Genomic DNA, 17660 nt, shown 5'->3' with positions numbered 1-17660 from the left:
GAAAAGAGCATGAAACTACTTGACAATGAAGCGCTAATAGCCTAGATTTACACCAGTTGGAGACCTGGATTTTCAACTAAAAAAGGGACAAATTCTATTCTCGGTGCGCACTTCTATGCAAGTGACAGGAATACTGCCGATAGCTGGTTCCAGTATTCCTTGGCCGACCAAAAAGGGGTGGAACGTTGGATGACGGAACACTACACCGAAAGCCAGGGCAGCGGTAACTACTGGCGTACGATTACGAATACGGGTGACCAGGCAAACCAGAACAAGCGCGATACCGTGAATGCCATGGACGTGGGTTACGAAATCCACCGCGCTATGGTCGTGGGCAACTTCAGCCAGTACACATGGTGGTACATTCGCCGCTGCTACGGCCTTATCATGGAAAAGGACTTTGGCAATAAGCTTCAGATTCCGTCCAACGAAATCGGCAAGGTCTCGAAGCGCGGCTACGTGATGAGCCAGTTCGCCCGCTTTATCCGCCCGGGTGCTGTGCGCGTGGGTGCAACGGCAAAGCCCGAGGCGAACCTGTTTGCGAGCGCCTACAAGAGCGCCGGTGGCGACTCCGTCATCGTTGTGCTCGTGAACCGCGATTACGGCAACGACAAGGAAGTGACCGTCAAGGTGCAGGGCGCCGATGTCCAGACCTTCCACATGTACACCACTAGCGAAACGAAGAACGCCAAGGACGAAGGCGAAGTCGAAGTCAAGAACGGCGAAGTGACTATCAAAATGCAATCTGGTGGCAACAACTTCAAGGATTGCATCGTGACGCTCGTGGGCGTGGGCACTCCGGCCAATCCTATTCCTCGCGAACCGTTCGGCGGCAAGGTCGCTGAAATTCCGGGCAAGATTGAAGCCGAGAACTTCGACATTCCGGGTACGGGCAAGGAAAACAAGACCTACAACGAGAACGATTCCGATAACCACGGAGACTCTGACTACCGCGAAGGAACCGGTGTCGATATCTACAAGAAGGCGACCGGCTACATTGTGGGTTACAACCAGGCTGGCGAATGGCTTGAATACACGGTGAACGTGAAGGAAGCGGGTGACTACACCTTCTTTGCCGCGGTTGCCTCCGCCAATGCGACCTCCGGTTTCAACATGACTCTCGATGGCAATGAACTCACGGGCGATATCTCTGTCCCGAAGAATGACGGCGAGGAGAACTACGACGACTACAACAAGGTGCAGAAGAATGTGTCGCTCACTGCCGGCCAGCACATCCTCCGCTTTACTGTGGTTGGCGACTGGATGGACGTGGACTACTTCACCTTCGTGAAGGGCAAGGACGCGACCGACCCCGAACCGATTGGCGGCACGACCGGCATTACGACTGCGGTCGGCGCTGTCCCGATGACCGAAACCGAGGCGTTCCGTCTGTTTGACATGAACGGCGGCTATATCGGCATAGTTCATGCAAACGGCGTGGGTGAACTCCGCTCAAATGCCTCCCGTCTTGTGAAACGCGGTGGCGTTTACTTGGCGAAGTCCCTCCGCGGAGGCCAGATGCACCGCATCTCGGTCGCGAAGTAAAAAACTCAAATTTTTTGAAAAAACGGCTACTCCTGTTGGAGGGCTGTTTTTTTTTGTTTTATAACATTTTCGTATGCAAATTATGGACGGATTGTCCATAGAAATTGCTGAAATTAGTGAAATTTTGCGGTTTTTGAGGGGTATTTTTAGGGTAGAACTTCTTTAAGGAAAGGGTTTGTTATGGCGTGTATCAGAAAAATTCTCGGCTTGGCCGCTATTTCGGCTTGTGCAGCTTTTGCGGCGCCGAACCCCAACTTCCACATTTACATTGCTTACGGGCAGTCCAACATGGCGGGTAATGGCGATATTGTGCCCTCCGAGGACCAGGACCAGTACAAGGACAAGTTCCTGATGCTCGCCTCGCATAACGCAAACGCGAGCCAGCGCAGCGGTAAGACGAACCAATCCATCAAGACCGGCGAATGGTATACCGCGATTCCCCCGATGTTCCATGCCTTTGAGAACCTCTCCCCGGCGGATTACTTCGGCCGCGCGATGGTCGATTCCCTCCCGGGTGTGACTGTGGGCATTATCCCGGTCGCTATCGGTGCGGTGAGTATCCGTGCCTTCGACAAGGACCAGTACGAAAGCTATTTCAAGGGCGACGGCAAGGACATCATGAACTGGGGCTGGCCCAAGGATTACGACAACAATCCTCCGGGACGCATCCTGGAACTCGCCAAGAAGGCTAAGGAAGTGGGCGTCATCAAGGGCTTCATCTTCCATCAGGGCGAAAGTGACGGCACTGATGCTAACTGGCGCAAGACCGTTTACAAGACCTACAAGGATATTATCGACGCGCTCGACCTCGACGAGAACGAGGTGCCGTTCGTTGCCGGCGAACTGCTGCAGGAAGGCAACAACTGCTGCTCAAGCAAAAATGGCGGCATTGCCCAGCTCAAGAACAACTTCAATAAGTTCGGGCTCGCCTCTTCGAAGGGCTTGCAGGGCAACGGCAAGGACCCGTACCACTTTGGTCGCGCGGGCGTGATTGAACTCGGCAAGCGCTACTGCTCCGAGATGCTCAAGCTGATTGACAAGACGATTGACCCGGATGCTCCTCCTGTAAACCTGGTGGACCCGAGCCAGTCTACGGTTCCTGACGAACCTCCTGAGGAATATGGCCCCTACACCGACCCGATTGCCATCCCGGGCAAGGTCGAAGCCGAAAACTACAACAAGGGCGGTGCCGGCAAGGCTTATAACGACCTGAACAAGGGGAACGAGGGCGGCAAGCTCCGCAAGGACGATGTGGACATTTACCAGCCGAACATGGGCATTGTCGTTGGCTACAACCAGAAGGGCGAATGGCTCAAGTACACCGTGAACGTGGCTGCTGACGGCGAATACGAGATTTCTGCCAATGTCGCTGGCGAAAACAGCACGGGCGGCTTTGTGCTCTACATGGATGACCAACAGATTGGTACCGAGATGGTGAATACGGGTAAAGGCTTCGAAACCTTCGAAGTTGTGAGCGGCGGCACAGCGACCCTCAAGGCGGGCGAGCACGAACTGAAGCTCGAGATTACCAATGACTGGGTCGACATCGACTATGTCGAGTTCAAGGCGAAGAGCGCCTCGGATTCCGGAAAAACGGCGATATTCGCCCAAAAACTGGACATGGGTATGACCGAAGCCGAATCCTCGTTCAGCGTTTTTGACCTCCAGGGCCACCAGGTGGCGTCTTTCAAGGCGAAAAACATGGCGGAAGCTGTGGACATGACCCGGAAAGGTGTGACGCAGAACATTGTCTTGGGAGGGGTATATTTTGTAGTTTCTAAGAAGAAAGGTAAACAACTCCAAATGCAAAAGGTGGTAGTCTATGAAAACTAGCGAGCTCTTTGTAGTAAAGCAGATTATCTTCTTTACGGCCGTAGCTGCCATTTTAGGCTTCATTTACGGTTAAATCATTTCCTTAATCGTTGAACTCAAAAGGTCCCGGCTGTCGCCGGGGCTTTTTTTCGCCTTTGGCGTGGTTTACGGTGTTGACAAAACATCCATAAAACGTTGTTCCGTGGGTGCGAAGTGGGGCGCCGTAGAAAATATTTTTAGGATACAAGGAGTTATATTATGGGATGTTTCAAAAAATTGGCGGGTGCCACGCTCGTTTTGGCGGGTCTTGCTGGCGCAGCAACAGTCAACAATCCGATTATGTATGTCGATAGCCCGGACCCCTCGATTGTCCGCGTTGACGACGCCTACTACATGGTGACGACGACCATGCACTTTGCCCCGGGCGTGCCCGTCTTCAAGAGCACGGATTTGGCCCAGTGGCGCACGGTGGGCTATGCCTACCAGACTCTCACCAACAACGACCAGCAAAACCTGAATGGCGGCAAGGACGCCTACGGTAAGGGCTCGTGGGCATCGAGCATCCGTTACCACAAGGGATTTTTCTACGTGCTGACCCCGTCTTACACTACGGGCAAGACTCACCTGTACAAGACCGCCGACGTGGAAAGCGGCCAGTGGTCCGAAGTCCAACTTCCGTTCTACCATGACCCCTCCCTGTTCTTCGATGACGACGGCACCGTGTGGGTGTTCTACGGCAGTGGCGACCAGATCAGCTACGTGCAGCTGAACGACGATGCAAGCGGCGTGAAGCAGGGCGGTAAGAGTGGCAAACTCGGTGGCGTGAGCGTCAACCAGGTGACCGGTACCAGCAACTACTATGTGCAGCAGGAAGGCTCGCACATGGAAAAGGTGAACGGCGAATACTACCTGTTCACGATTTCTTGGCCGGCGGGCAAGAGCCGTAGCGAAATTGTTTACCGTTCCAAGAGCCTGCTCTCTGGATTTAGCGGAAGGTACTTCCTTTCCGATAACGGTGTTGCGCAGGGCGGCATCTTCGATACTCCCGATGGCAAGTGGTATGCCCTCCTGTTCCGCGATTCCGGCCCGGTCGGCCGTATGTCGCACCTTGTCCCGATGGAATGGAAGGACGGTTGGCCGGTTCCTACCAGCGGAAGCAAGGCTCCCTCGACGATTGACTTGCCTGAAACCCCGCTCCCGGGCTATGGCATGGTCACCAGCGATGATTTTGAATCCAGCGAACTTGCTCTTGAATGGCAGTTCAACCACAATCCCGATAACAAGAACTGGAGCCTCTCTGCAAATCCGGGATTCTACCGCATTACAACGAGCCGCACCGATAGCCGCGTGGTGACTGCGAAGAACACCTTGACACAGCGTTCCTTTGGCCCCAAGAGTTCGGGCCGTACGCTTGTCGATGGTACCGGCATGAAGGATGGCGACATGGCTGGCCTCGTTGCCCTGCAAGATGACAAGGGCTTTGTGGCGCTTGCTAAAGATGGCGGTAGCTACAAGGTGGTGATGTACACCGGAAACAAGGACGGCGAAAGCCAAAAGGAAACCAAGGCAATTTCGGGTTCCAAGGTCTACCTGCGAATTGATTTCGACTTGCCGATTGACCGCGGTACTGCGTACTTCTACTACAGTACTGATGGCAACACCTGGACAAAGATCGGCAGCGACGTGAAGCTCAATTACGACCTCCACATGTTCGTGGGTGTCCGCTGGGGCCTCTTTAACATGGCTACCAAGCAGGCCGGCGGCTATGCGGACTTTGACTGGTTCAAGGTCGGTACCGACGTGAACGACGAAATCTACCTCGATGGTGCGGCTTCTGAACCTGTTCCGCAGACTCCGTTCTGCGCCGCAGGTGAAAACTGCCCCGCCGTTGCGCTCCCGGGCAAGATCGAGGCCGAAAACTTCGACGTGCCGGGCAAGGGCAAGGATGGTACATCTTACTACGATGGCGACTCCGAGAACCACGGCGACAGCGATTACCGCAATGGCACCGGCGTTGACCTCTACAAGAAAGCGACTGGCATCGTTGTGGGCTATAACAGCGAAGGCGATTGGCTGGAATACACCGTGAATGTGACAGAAGCAGGAGACTACACCATGTTTGCGGCTGTTGCGGCGGCGGGCTCCACGTCTAGCTTCAAGCTCTCTTTGGACGGCAAGGACATCACCGAAGAAATCGCGGTGCCGGCGGCAAGTTCCGGTGAAGACAATTACGATGACTATAACAAGGTGAAGTCCAATGTGACGCTCCCCGCGGGCGAACATGTGCTCCGTTTCACGGTTGTGGGCTCCTGGCTCGATATCGACTACTTCACCTTCGTGAAGGGCAAGGACGCTACGGATCCGGAACCCATTGGACCGACCAATCTTGTGAATCGCGGTGTCATGCTTGACATGAATAAAGCCCGCGATGCCCAGTACTTTGATTTGCAGGGCCATCGCCTAGAAAAGTCGGCAATTAAGAAGGCTGGTGTCTACCTGGTCAAGATCCCTGGTTTTGGCACCCGATTGGTCCGTGTTGAAAAAAGCCGATAAAAAGTCTCCATAATACCATATCCTCCTTGCCCCTCTGGTTTCCAGAGGGGCTTTTTTTTGCAAAAAGCGCAAAAAAACATTGACATTTTGTATACGGTTATTGATAAACAGTCCATGAAAACTCATGTGACCTCGGTGAAAAAAAGGTGATTATCAAATATTTTTGAGTATAGAACATTAACATGGTGGGATATATGTTTGGTAAAAACAAAGTTGCCGTTGCGCTGGCTTTGAGTGCTGCGTTCGCATACGCTGAAAATCCGCTTATCCAGACTTACTACTCTCCGGACCCGGCGCCTGTGGTGTTTGGCGATACGCTTTGCACCTATTCCGGCAACGACGAGGGCGGTAGCTTCTTCACGATGCACGGCTGGCGCGTCTCCTGCACCACGGATATGGTGAACTGGACCGACATGAACACCCTCATTTTGGAAGCGGGTGACTTTAACGGTTCTGCCAAGAAGAACGGCGACTGGGCTTCTCAATGCATTCGCCGCAATGACAAGTACTATTATTACGTGACCGTGGAATCCACCCGCGGAGGCCGCGCCATCAACGTGGGTGTGTCCGACAAGAAGGAAGGCCCCTTCAAGGATGCCTTGAACGGCAAGCACCTGGCGGGTCCCAACTGGGACTACATCGACCCCACCGTGTTTATTGACGACGATGGCCAGGCTTGGCTCTACTGGGGTAACCCGAAGCTTTATTACTGCCCCCTCAAGGAGAACATGATCGAATGCGCAAGCGAAATCAAGGTCTCCGATATGAGCACCTTTAACGGCAAGTATACCGAAGGCCCGTGGATTCACAAGCGCGGCAAGAAGTATTACATGATTTACGCCGCCGGTGGCATTCCCGAATCCATTGACTATTCCTGGAGCGATTCCCCGACGGGCCCCTGGACCTACAAGGGCGTCATTATGCCGAGTAGCGAACCGGGTTCCGCATTCACCGTCCACTCCGGCATTGTCGACTTTAAGGGCCGCAGCTTCTTCTTCTACCACAACCAGAAGAACGTGAAGGGCGGCGGCTACAGCCGTTCTACCGCCATCGAGGAATTCACCTGGAATGCCGACGGTACCATTCCCACAATCCGTGCCACCAACAATGGCGTTGTGAAGCCTATCAAGAACCTCGACCCGTTCGTGCGCGTGGAAGCCGAAACCAAGTCCTGGGTTGGCGGCATGACTGTCAATACGTCGGGTGGCTACACCATCATCGAGCATGTCGGTGCCGAATACGGCAATGTATTCCTCACCAAGATGAACAGCGGATTCTATACCAAGGTGCGCTCTGTTGACATGGGCGACGGTGCCGACCGCATTATCGTTTGCACCAGGGGTAACGGCGGTAAGCTTGAACTGCATGCCGGTTCCGAAAACGGCGCTCTCCTTGCATCCATGAATATCCCTTCAAGTTCTGCTTGGGAAGAACATACCTTCGATGTGGCCAATGCTGCCGGCGTCGACGACCTGTTCTTTGTGGTAAAGCAGGGCGGGTTTGATTTCGACTACTGGTACATGGAAAGCGAAAAGACAGCTGTTCCGCAGACGGCATACAACGATAAGCCGGCGACAATTCCGGGCAAAATCGAGGCCGAAAATTACGATGTGGGCGGCCATAACAAGGCCTTCTACGACAACGACCGCGAAAACCAGGGCAAGGTCTACCGTGAAGATGAAGTCGACGTGGTCGCTCTCGATGAATCCTGCACCACGGCGGGGCAATGCGAATTTGCCATCGGTTATACTCAAACTGGTGAATGGTTGGAATACACGGTGAATGTGACCGCTGCTGGGGATTACCCGCTGACAGCCCGCGTGGCTAGCGGCAGTAACGCTTCTTCGTTTATCCTCTCGGTTGACGACAAGGTGGTGTCAGATACCATCAAGGTCCCTGCGGGTGAAGATTGGGACACTTATTCTGAAGTTGAAGCGGGGAAGGTGACTCTTTCTGCCGGCGAACATGTTATCCGCTTGACCATCACTGGCGACTATGCCAACATTGATTGGATCAGGATTGGCGCCGACACGACAACCGCATTGAAGGACCGCGTGGCTTTCGGTGCGAATGCTGGCACGGGAATTGCAGCGGGTCTCATTAAGGTGTTCGATATGCAGGGCCGCTATATGGGGACAGTCCGTGTGGGTTACATGGCTAGGAGCGGATTGCCTGAAGTTTTGAGAATGTATGGGTATGATTCGGGTGTTTACTTTGTGCGTACGGTCGACGGTAAGAATCTAAAAATCAACACCGCAGAGTTTTAAAAAAAGAGGTTAGGAAGATGAACAAACTCGCAATAAGTGCCTTCGCCGTACTTGGACTTTGCCTGAATTCTGCTGCTGCGACGGAATTTTATGTTTCTCCGTCTGGAAATGACTCCAATGACGGTTCCAAAGCAAAGCCGTTCAAGACCCTTGAACAGGCGCAAAAGGCCGTGCGCGGCGTTAACGGAAGCATGACCGATGACATTGTTGTCTATCTCCGCGAAGGCACGTATGCCTTGAGCCAGACGCTTCGCCTAACAAATGCCGACGGCGGTAAGAATGGCCATTATGTACGTTGGCAGGCCTACCCGGGTGAAACCCCGCTTGTGACCGGCGGCATCCCCATCGTGGGTTGGGAAGTCTGCGACGAGGCCAATGGAATTTGGTGCGTGAAGGGCGTGGACGCCCGTTTTCGCCAGCTCTACATCAACAACAAGAAGGCCATTCGCGCCCGCCACCCGAACCTCAAAGCCGATGGTTCGCACAACTTCAACCGCCTTGCCAAGGTGGACTCGGCGGGTCGTGCTTTTGATGTCTACACCGACCAAATCAAGCAGCCCAAGAACGTCAAAAAAACCGAAATCCACCTAATGGTGGCCTGGGCTGACCAGATTCTCCGTTTAGATGAAATCAAGAACAACGGGAACGTATCGAAGATTATTCCGCAGGATCCCGAACGTACGCGCCTGTTTTACCGTAAGTACCCCATGCTTGGCACGGCGTTTATGAGCAACCCGCCCAAGCAGCAGGTCTATTACCTCGAAAACGACATTAACCTCCTGGATGTCGAGGGCGAATGGTTCCTCGACGAGACTACGAATACGCTTTACTACAAGCCGCGTTCGGGCGAGAACCTGAACACTGCCGTGACGGTCGCCCCGAACCTGGAAACCCTCGTTGAAATCACTGGCGAAAGCACCAAGAACAAGGTGGAAAACATCGGTTTCAAGGGAATTGTCTTTGCGCATACCAACTTCATGCGCCCGAGTGTTGACGGATTTTTGGATTTGCAGGCGGGTCAGTTCGCAGTGAACGTGGTGAACCGTGGCAACCTGAACTCCAACGAATTTATGTTGTGGCACCCGAATGCGGGCATGCAGGTGACTAACGCCAGCCGCTTGCAAATCGAGGAGAACGTGTTCACCATGATGGGTGGCACCGGTCTCGACTTGACTTCCGGTACCAACGATACCCGAGTGCAGGGCAACGTGTTCATGGAAATCGGCGGTTCCGGAATTTCCGTGGGCAAGTTCTCTCCGGATTCCTTGACCGAAATCCACAAGGGCTACAACCCCTCTGACAAGGACGAAATTAGCACCCGTGATACGCTCAAGTACAACCTGGTGACCAACGTGACCAACGAGTTCCAGGGCACCGTGGGCATTGCCGCGGGCTACCCCCGCTATGTGGTCATTGAAAATAACGAAGTCTCTTATACAAACTATTCGGGAATCTCGGTGGGTTTTGGTTGGACCAAGAACGAAACCGCCATGACCAATAACCACATCAACAAGAACGATATCCACCACATTTCGCGCTTGCTTTGCGATTCGGGCCCGATTTATACGCTTTCGAACCAGGGCACGGGAAGCGAAATCAAGTACAATTACCTCCATGACTTCGCTGCTTCGGAATGGTCGGATTACTGGATTTTGCCGATTTACTTGGATGAGGGTTCTAGCGGCTTTGCCGTGGAACACAACTCTTACAAGAACGCTCCCTCGGGTGTGGGGCAGAACCAGGCTGGGCACTTTACCGAGACGGACAACAAGGGCTTTAGCCAGGCGACCGCCGATGCCGCGGGCCTCCAGGGCGATTACAAGTCCATCAGGAACAAGACTGTGCCGACTCCGGACTTCTCTGGCGCATTTACGCAGGAACCCTTCAAGGCGGTCTTTGCCCTGCCGGGACAAATCGAGATGGAAGATTACGACCAGGGCGGCTCCGGAATCTCATATGCGGATAACGATCCCGAGAACCAGGGCAAGGTCTATCGCGAAGACGGCGTGGACGTGGTAGGCCTTGGCTGCAGCGATACGCTCAATACCGAAAACTGCAAAGGCTTCGCTGTCGGTTATACCAATGCTGGCGAATGGCTTGAATTCTCGATTAATGTGGTGACTTCCGCCGAATTCCTGTTCCGTGCCCATGTGGCCAGTGGACTTGCCGGCAGTTCCTTTATGCTGTATATCGATGGCGACGCCGTAACCGATACTATCGCCATCCCCGCCGGCGAAGACTGGAATGCCTACGGCGATGTGGACGGCAAGACCGCGAAAATCGAAAAGGGCGAGCACGTTTTGCGCGTCAAGATTACCGGAAGTTACGCAAACGTGGACTGGATTAAGTTCGCCTTGACCGAAGATGAACTGATGGGCTTCCACCCGCGTGGAGTTGCCAAGGCAAATACGCTTGACCTGCGTGCCCTCGAAATGGGTGACCGCGTTCAGTACTTTGACCTCAAGGGAAACCGCGTGAACAAGGCCGCCTTGCGTCCGGGAGTTTACATGGTGAAGACCCCGAGCGGAAAATTCTTGAAAAGAGTTGAAAAATAAAGTAGGGAAAAGGAGCAAAAAATGAAAAAGATGTTTGGATTCAGCAGTATCGCGGTCTTGGCGTTGGGATTCGCCGTTGCCGCCAACGCTCAGACCGGAGACGAGTGGAATGGCAATCCCAAGACATTCACGGTTAACACACTTAATCCGCACGTGACGTCTATGCCGTACACCTCGCTTGACGAGGCTCTCAAGGGCGACCGTCATGCGTCCCCCCTGTACCAGACCCTTTCGGGTACCTGGAAATTCTATTGGGTCGACAAGCCCTCCAAGCGTCACGGGACCTTCTTCCAAGACAACTTTGACGCGTCTGGCTGGGACGACATCCCGGTTCCCTCCAGTTGGCAGCTCCAGGGCTACGGCAAGCCCATTTATTCCAACGTGGTTTATCCGTGGGCTGCAAGCGACAACATTAAACAACCGGCGGCGCCCACCAACTATAACCCCGTGGGCCATTACCGCCGTAACTTTACGGTGCCCAAGGACTGGGACGGCAAGGAAATTCGCTTGCACTTCGAGGGCGTGGAATCCGCCTACTACGTTTGGGTGAACGGCAAGTTTGTCGGTTATTCCGAAAACACCTTTACCGACCACGAATTTAATATTACAGACAAACTTCGCTCCGGCGAAAACAATATATCAGTCCAGGTGTTCCGTTGGTGCGATGGCTCTTGGATGGAAGACCAGGACTTTATTAGGCTTGCCGGTATTTATCGTGACGCCTACATTTATGCGCTCCCCAAGGTCCATATTCAGGACTTCTTTGTTCACTCTTCTGTGACTTCCGATTACAAAAACGGCGACCTTTCGCTGTCTGCATGGGTCCAGAACACTTCAACGGCTGCCGCTTCCGACTACACCTTGGAAGTATCCCTTTATGACGAGGGCGGCTCGCAAGTGATTTCTACCCAAAAGGCTTCAGTAGGCTCTCTTGCCAGCGGCAAGGAAAACGAAGTCAAATTTGCTTCGACAGTTGTATCTGGAGCAAAGCTCTGGTCTGCCGAAAGCCCGAACCTCTATACCATAGTCCTTGCCCTTAAGGACGGCAGCGGCAAGGTGGTGCAGTACGAATCCAACAGGATTGGTTTCCGCAAGGTGGAAATCAAGAATGATGGTGGCGAAAATCGGTACATGATCAACAACAAACCGGTCAAGTTCCTTGGCGTGAACCGCCACGAAATGGACCCGGATCGTGGCCGTGCCCTGACATACGAACGTATGGAAGCCGACGTGATTTTGATGAAGCAGTTCAACATCAACGCCCTCCGTACTTCGCACTACCCTAACAACCCTTACATGTACGAACTTTGCGACAAGTACGGCATTTACGTGCTTGACGAAACGAACCTGGAAACTCACGGTGCAAATAACGAGATTCCGAAGAACGACGACAACTGGCGCCCGGCCTCTATTGAACGCATTTCTTCCATGATTCAGCGTGACAAGAACCACCCCTCCGTAGTGGTGTGGTCGCTGGGTAACGAAGCCGGCAACGGTAACGTGTTCAAGTCCATGCACGAATACGCCATGTCGAACGACCCCTCCCGCCCGGTACACTACGAGGGCGACAACGGCAATGCCGACGTCACGAGTTGCATGTACTGCGGTCCCGACTGGGGCGGCGGCTGGGGCGACGGCAAGCCCTTCATGCTTTGCGAATACGAACACGCCATGGGTAACTCCGTGGGTGAACTCCGTGAATACGTAGATAACTTCTATGCGCAAAAACGCTCCTTCGGCGGCTTCATCTGGGACTTCATTGACCAGGGCCTCCGCCGTGACGGCACCAGGTTCTTCAACTTTGGTGGCCTTTGGGGCGACCGCCCCAATGACGACAACTTCTGCGCGAACGGCCTCGTGTTCCCCGACCGTGTTCCGCAGCCGGAACTCTACGAAGTTAAGCACCAGTACAGCCCCATCAAGATTTCTGCACCCAACATCGCCTCGAGCAAGGTGGTGATTGAAAACCGCTACAACTTTAGCAAGGTGAGCGAGCAGACCGATGGCGTGTGGACCGTTCTCGAAGATGGCAAGCCTGTTGCGACCGGCGCTATTTCTGCCTCGGACCTTGGGATAGACGCGCTCAGCAAAAAGGAAATCACGATCCCCTATAAGATTCCTTCTCTCAGGGAAGGCTCCGAATATTACTTGGATATTTCTTTCAAGACCAAGAAGAAGGAACTCTGGGCTGATGCCGGCCATATTATTGCAAGGAACCAGTTCAAGCTTTCTCCGGCGAACAATCTCCCGGCAAAGATCGACGTCTCTAGCCTCCCGAACCAAAAGGTCTCCGAGGGGAACGGGTCCGTGACGGTTGATGGTTCCGATTTCTCAGTCCGCGTGAATACGGCGAACGGTGCCATTGAAAACTACACCTTGGGTGGAGTCGCGATTATCAAGGAGGGTGCCATTCCCAACTTCTGGCGCGCTCCCAACGACAACGACAAGGCGAACAGTTATACGAGCCGTGATGGCAGCTGGCGTTATGCTGGTAGTAAGAGGACGGTGAAGTCTTCCAAGGTTACCAAGACGAGCGACAAGGCTACCAAGATTGATTTTGAATTTGGTATCGCTTCGGGCAATTCCAGCATGAAGGTTTCCTACACCATCTATGGTTCCGGCGACATTATCGTGGATTACACCCTTTACCCGGATGCCGGCGCCTCCGCCGAGATTCCGGAAATCGGCGAACTCTTTACCATCCCCGGCGGTTTCGAAAAGATTTCTTGGTACGGCAAGGGCCCCAAGGAAAACTACGTGGGTCGTAACGAAGGTAGCTACTTTGGCGTTTACACCAATGTTGTGGACTCCATGTTCGTGCCCTATATGGAAAACGGCGAGACCGGCCAGCACACCAACGTGAAGTGGATGGCCCTCACCAACTCTACGGGCAAGGGCATTATGTTCGTGGGAAGCCCCTACATGGAATTCAATGCGCTGCATTATACCCCGGAACAGTTGACCGATGTCAAACTCCCCTGGGATTTGAAGCGTGACAAGGACATTACGCTCCGCATCGCCCTTCAGCAGATGGGCCTTGGCGGCATCAATACTTGGGGCGCCCAGCCTTTGGACAAGTACAAGATGTTCACCAAGAACAAAACCTATAGCCACAAGTTCCGCATCACTCCAGTGCGCGGCCTTATGGAAGACATGACCCCGCTTGCCAATCTCGGTTTCGATAACTTGCAGACGTCGACCACGACCGCCCCGTATCCGGAGCTTGAATTTGGCGAGGTCAAGCAGGAGGCCTTTGCGGCTAACGTCGTACCGGGCCAAATTGAGATGGAAAACTTTGACAAGGGTGGCGACGGCCTCTCGTACCATGACGACGACATGGCGAACCAGGGCGCCGTGTACCGCGACGAGGAAGTCGACGTGGTCGGCTTGGGCTGCGATGACGGCAACAAGAATTGCAAGGGCTACGCCATTGGCTATACAAACGTGGGCGAGTGGATGGAATACACCATCGACGTGAAGGAAGCAGGCGATTACCTGTTCCGCGCCAACGTGGCCAGCGGACTGGAGGGTAGTTCCTTCAAGCTCTACATCGATGGCAAGGCAGTGACCGACGAAGTCGCCATCCCTGCCGGAGAGGACTGGGATACGTACGGAACCGTCGATGGAAAGGTTGGCGCGATTACCAAGGGTACGCATGTGCTCAAGGTTGAAATCACGGGAGCCTATGCGAATATCGACTGGATTCGCTTGGGCATTACCGAAGCGACCCTACCTATTACGGAACAGCATTTCCAAGTGAGTATGCCCAAGGATCAAAAGTTCTTCGTGTTCAATCTCATGGGCAAGCTTGTCGCCTCTATGCAGGCAATGGACTTGAACCAGGTTCGTACCGAGCTTTTGAACATGAACATCCAAGCGGGAGCCTACATGGTGCGCTCGGCTAACGGTTCTGTCAAGCAGATGATCCGCATAAGAAAATAAAATAGGATTGCCGCACTATGGGGGTGGTGCGGCTTTTTTTTAGAGGGTTCAATGATGAACAAGTTGATTCGCTTTGGCGCCGCTTTTGCGCTGACTTTCACGGCGCTGGCTGTTTCGGCGGTTTTTGCCGCTCCTGAATCTTCGCATGTGCTGTGGTATAACAGTGATGCCGGCAACACCTTTACCGACGCGCTTCCCATTGGCAACGGCTATATGGGCGGTATGGTTTACGGCGGTGTCTCCAAGGATGTCATCAACTTGAACGAGGGTACCGTTTGGAACAGCGGCCCTGGTAACAACAATAAGTCCGATGGCGCAAGCAAACTCTCGGCTATTCGTCAGGCCCTTTTCTCGGGTAACTACTCCCAGGCGGAATCGCTTACGGGTTCGCTTGCCACATATGACATTGCGGCGTTCCAGCCGGTGGGCGACCTCGTGCTGAACGTGGGTCACACGGGTACGGATTACCGCCGTGAATTGGACCTAAATACGGCCATGGCGAAAACGACCTACAAGTCGGGCGGAGTCACCTATACGCGTGAATACTTTGCGAACTATCCTGACAAAGTCATCGTGGTCCATCTCTCGGCAAGCGAAAATGGCAAGGTCTCTTTTAGCGCCAGCCTCACCACGCCTCATAAAAATAACAGGGTCTCGAATTCGGGTAGCAATACCCTTGTGATGGACGGGACGGTCAATTCCATCAAGTTCCAGGTACGGTTTGTAGTCTCTGCCGATGGCGGAACTGTTTCGGCGGGTAATGGTTCCGTGAACGTGTCGGGAGCCAACTCGGCGACCATCGTCCTGAATATCGCGACGAACTTCAAGACCTTCGAGGACATCTCTGCCGATCCGGGTTCCCTCACGACGGCGACCATCGCGGCAGCAAGCAAAAAGACCTATGAACAGCTCAAGGAATCCCACCTCAAGGACTACCAGGAAATTTTCAACCGCGTGCGCCTTGACCTGGGCACTCCGGCGAACAACGCCGGCGACGTGACCACGAGCCGTGTCAAGAACTTCAATTCGACCGATGACCCCTCTTTTGTGGAACTCTATTACCAGTTTGGTCGTTACTTGCTGATTTCTTGCTCGCGTCCGGGTGGACAGCCGGCGAACTTGCAGGGCATTTGGAACCGTGATACGTCTCCCATGTGGGGAAGCAAGTACACCACCAACATCAACCTCGAAATGAACTACTGGATGGTGGAATCTGCCAACTTGCAGGAATGTTCTATGCCGCTCTTTGAAAAGATCAAGGGCCTCATGGTGCAGGGCGCCAAGACCGCCAAGAGCAACTGGGGTGCGGACCGCGGTTGGGTGGTCCACCACAATACCGACCTTTGGAACCGTACGGGTCCGGTGGACGGCTCGTGGGGCGTGTGGCCCTCTGGTGCGGGCTGGCTCAGTACGCACATTTGGGAACACTACCTGTTTACGCAAGACAAGACGTTCCTCAGGAATAACTACAGTGCTTTGAAGGGTGCCGCCGAATTCTTCTTGGCTACCTTGGTCGAGGAGCCCAAAAGCGGTAACAAGTATCTGGTGACTGCACCGAGCGATTCCCCGGAGAACACTCATGGTGGGTTCAATGTTTGTTTTGGCCCCACAATGGACAACCAGATTATTCGCGACGTGTTCAACTACACCATGGAAGCGGCGAAGATTCTGGGTACTGACGAAGATTTGCAGGGCGAAATCGCGGCTGCAGTCAAGCGCCTGCCTCCCAACAAGGTGGGTAAATACGGCCAGCTTATGGAATGGTTCGAGGACTGGGATGACCCGCGCAGCGACCATCGCCACGTTTCGCACTTGTACGGCCTTTTCCCGAGTTCGCAGATCTCGGTGGATGAGACGAAGGAATTCGCCGAGGCCGCCAAGACGACTTTGACGCAGCGCGGCGACCTGGCCACGGGCTGGTCCCTCGCTTGGAAAATCAACCTCTGGGCTCGCTTGCAGGATGGTGACCATGCCTACAAGTTGGTGCGCATGCTCTTGACTCCGGACCGCACCTACAACAACCTCTTTGACGCCCACCCGCCTTTCCAGATTGATGGCAACTTTGGCGCGGTCTCGGGTATCAACGAAATGCTCCTGCAGAGCCAGGGCGGCAAGATTCGCGTGCTCCCGGCACTCCCGTCCAAGTGGGCAAACGGCTCCATTTCGGGTATCCGTGCCCGCGGTGGCGTGGTGGTCGATTCCCTGGCATGGAAAGGCGGCAAGCTGGCCTACATCAAGCTCACCTCCGAAAACGGCGGCACCTTGAATGTGGAATATGCGGGCAAAAAGCTTTCCATCGCCACCAAGAGCGGTTCCAGCTGCGAACTGGACGGCAACCTCAAACTTTTGAACCAGCCTGTTGAGGCGACGGCGCTCCCCGCCAAGATCAATGCCGAGGAGTATGTCGAGATGTCGGGTGTTGAAATTGAGGATGACGCCGAGGGCAACACGAACATGGGCTGGATCAACGATGGTGATTACGCAATCTACTTTGTGAACTCCCCGGCAGCCGCCTCCTATACCCTCCGCGCTTCTGTAGGTTCCGCCGCCGAGAATGCGAGCAGCATCGTCGTGAAGGATTCCGCAGGCAAGGAACTTGCCACCCTCAAGGTGAACCCGACCACGGGTTGGAACGACTGGACGGTGTCGGAAGCCCAGATCGCCCTCCCGAAAGGCGAACAGAAACTCAAGTTCGAATTCGTGGGTGAGGACAATTTCCTCATGAACGTGGACTGGTTCGAGTTCACGAGCGATGGCATGACCATCGCTCCCGCGGGCTTTGCCCTGGACGCCGAGGCGTATCCGGTCAAGATTTTTGATGTCAACGGCAAGTATATGGGCAAAATGATGCTCAAAAACTGGCAGGATGCCCCAAATAAGCTAAAAACGCAAGGTTTCCGCCCAGGTCGCTATGTTGTTGTGGACAAAAAGTCCACAAAACTAGTAGTTGTACAGTAAAAAAACTGACCTTTGTAGGGTAATTTTA

Annotated in this window: 7 protein-coding genes; all 7 read left to right on the top strand. The window is 54.0% G+C overall.

Features of this window, described 5'->3' with window-relative positions:
* Nucleotides 1-177 precede the first annotated feature (177 nt).
* Nucleotides 178-1545: a carbohydrate-binding protein gene (locus BUB55_RS10635; protein WP_234971905.1), complete on the top strand. Its 1368-nt coding sequence runs from the start codon at nt 178-180 to the stop codon at nt 1543-1545.
* Nucleotides 1546-1725: 180 nt separating this feature from the next.
* Nucleotides 1726-3378: a sialate O-acetylesterase gene (locus BUB55_RS10630; RefSeq protein WP_073191003.1), complete on the top strand. Its 1653-nt coding sequence runs from the start codon at nt 1726-1728 to the stop codon at nt 3376-3378.
* A 237-nt stretch (nt 3379-3615) separates the two neighbouring features.
* A complete protein-coding gene (locus tag BUB55_RS10625; protein ID WP_234971904.1) occupies nt 3616-5910 on the top strand; it encodes a beta-xylosidase family glycoside hydrolase in 2295 nt (764 codons plus the stop codon).
* Nucleotides 5911-6104: 194 nt separating this feature from the next.
* Entirely contained in the window at nt 6105-8177 is a 2073-nt protein-coding gene (locus BUB55_RS10620; RefSeq protein WP_083596981.1) for a family 43 glycosylhydrolase, read from the top strand.
* 17 nt (nt 8178-8194) lie between these two features.
* Complete coding sequence (locus tag BUB55_RS10615) at nt 8195-10732, top strand: carbohydrate-binding protein (protein ID WP_073190997.1); 2538 nt, start codon at nt 8195-8197, stop codon at nt 10730-10732.
* A gap of 21 nt (nt 10733-10753) precedes the next feature.
* Complete coding sequence (locus BUB55_RS10610; RefSeq protein ID WP_073190994.1) at nt 10754-14674, top strand: beta-galactosidase, LacZ type; 3921 nt, start codon at nt 10754-10756, stop codon at nt 14672-14674.
* Between the two features lie 51 nt (nt 14675-14725).
* Nucleotides 14726-17632 (top strand): glycosyl hydrolase family 95 catalytic domain-containing protein, encoded by a 2907-nt coding sequence (locus BUB55_RS10605; RefSeq protein WP_073190991.1) that lies wholly within the window; start codon nt 14726-14728, stop codon nt 17630-17632.
* Nucleotides 17633-17660 lie beyond the last annotated feature (28 nt).

Source organism: Fibrobacter sp. UWP2 (assembly GCF_900141705.1).
Lineage (GTDB): Bacteria > Fibrobacterota > Fibrobacteria > Fibrobacterales > Fibrobacteraceae > Fibrobacter.
Note: the sequence above shows the minus strand (reverse complement) of the source record. Positions and strands in the feature narration are given on the sequence as shown.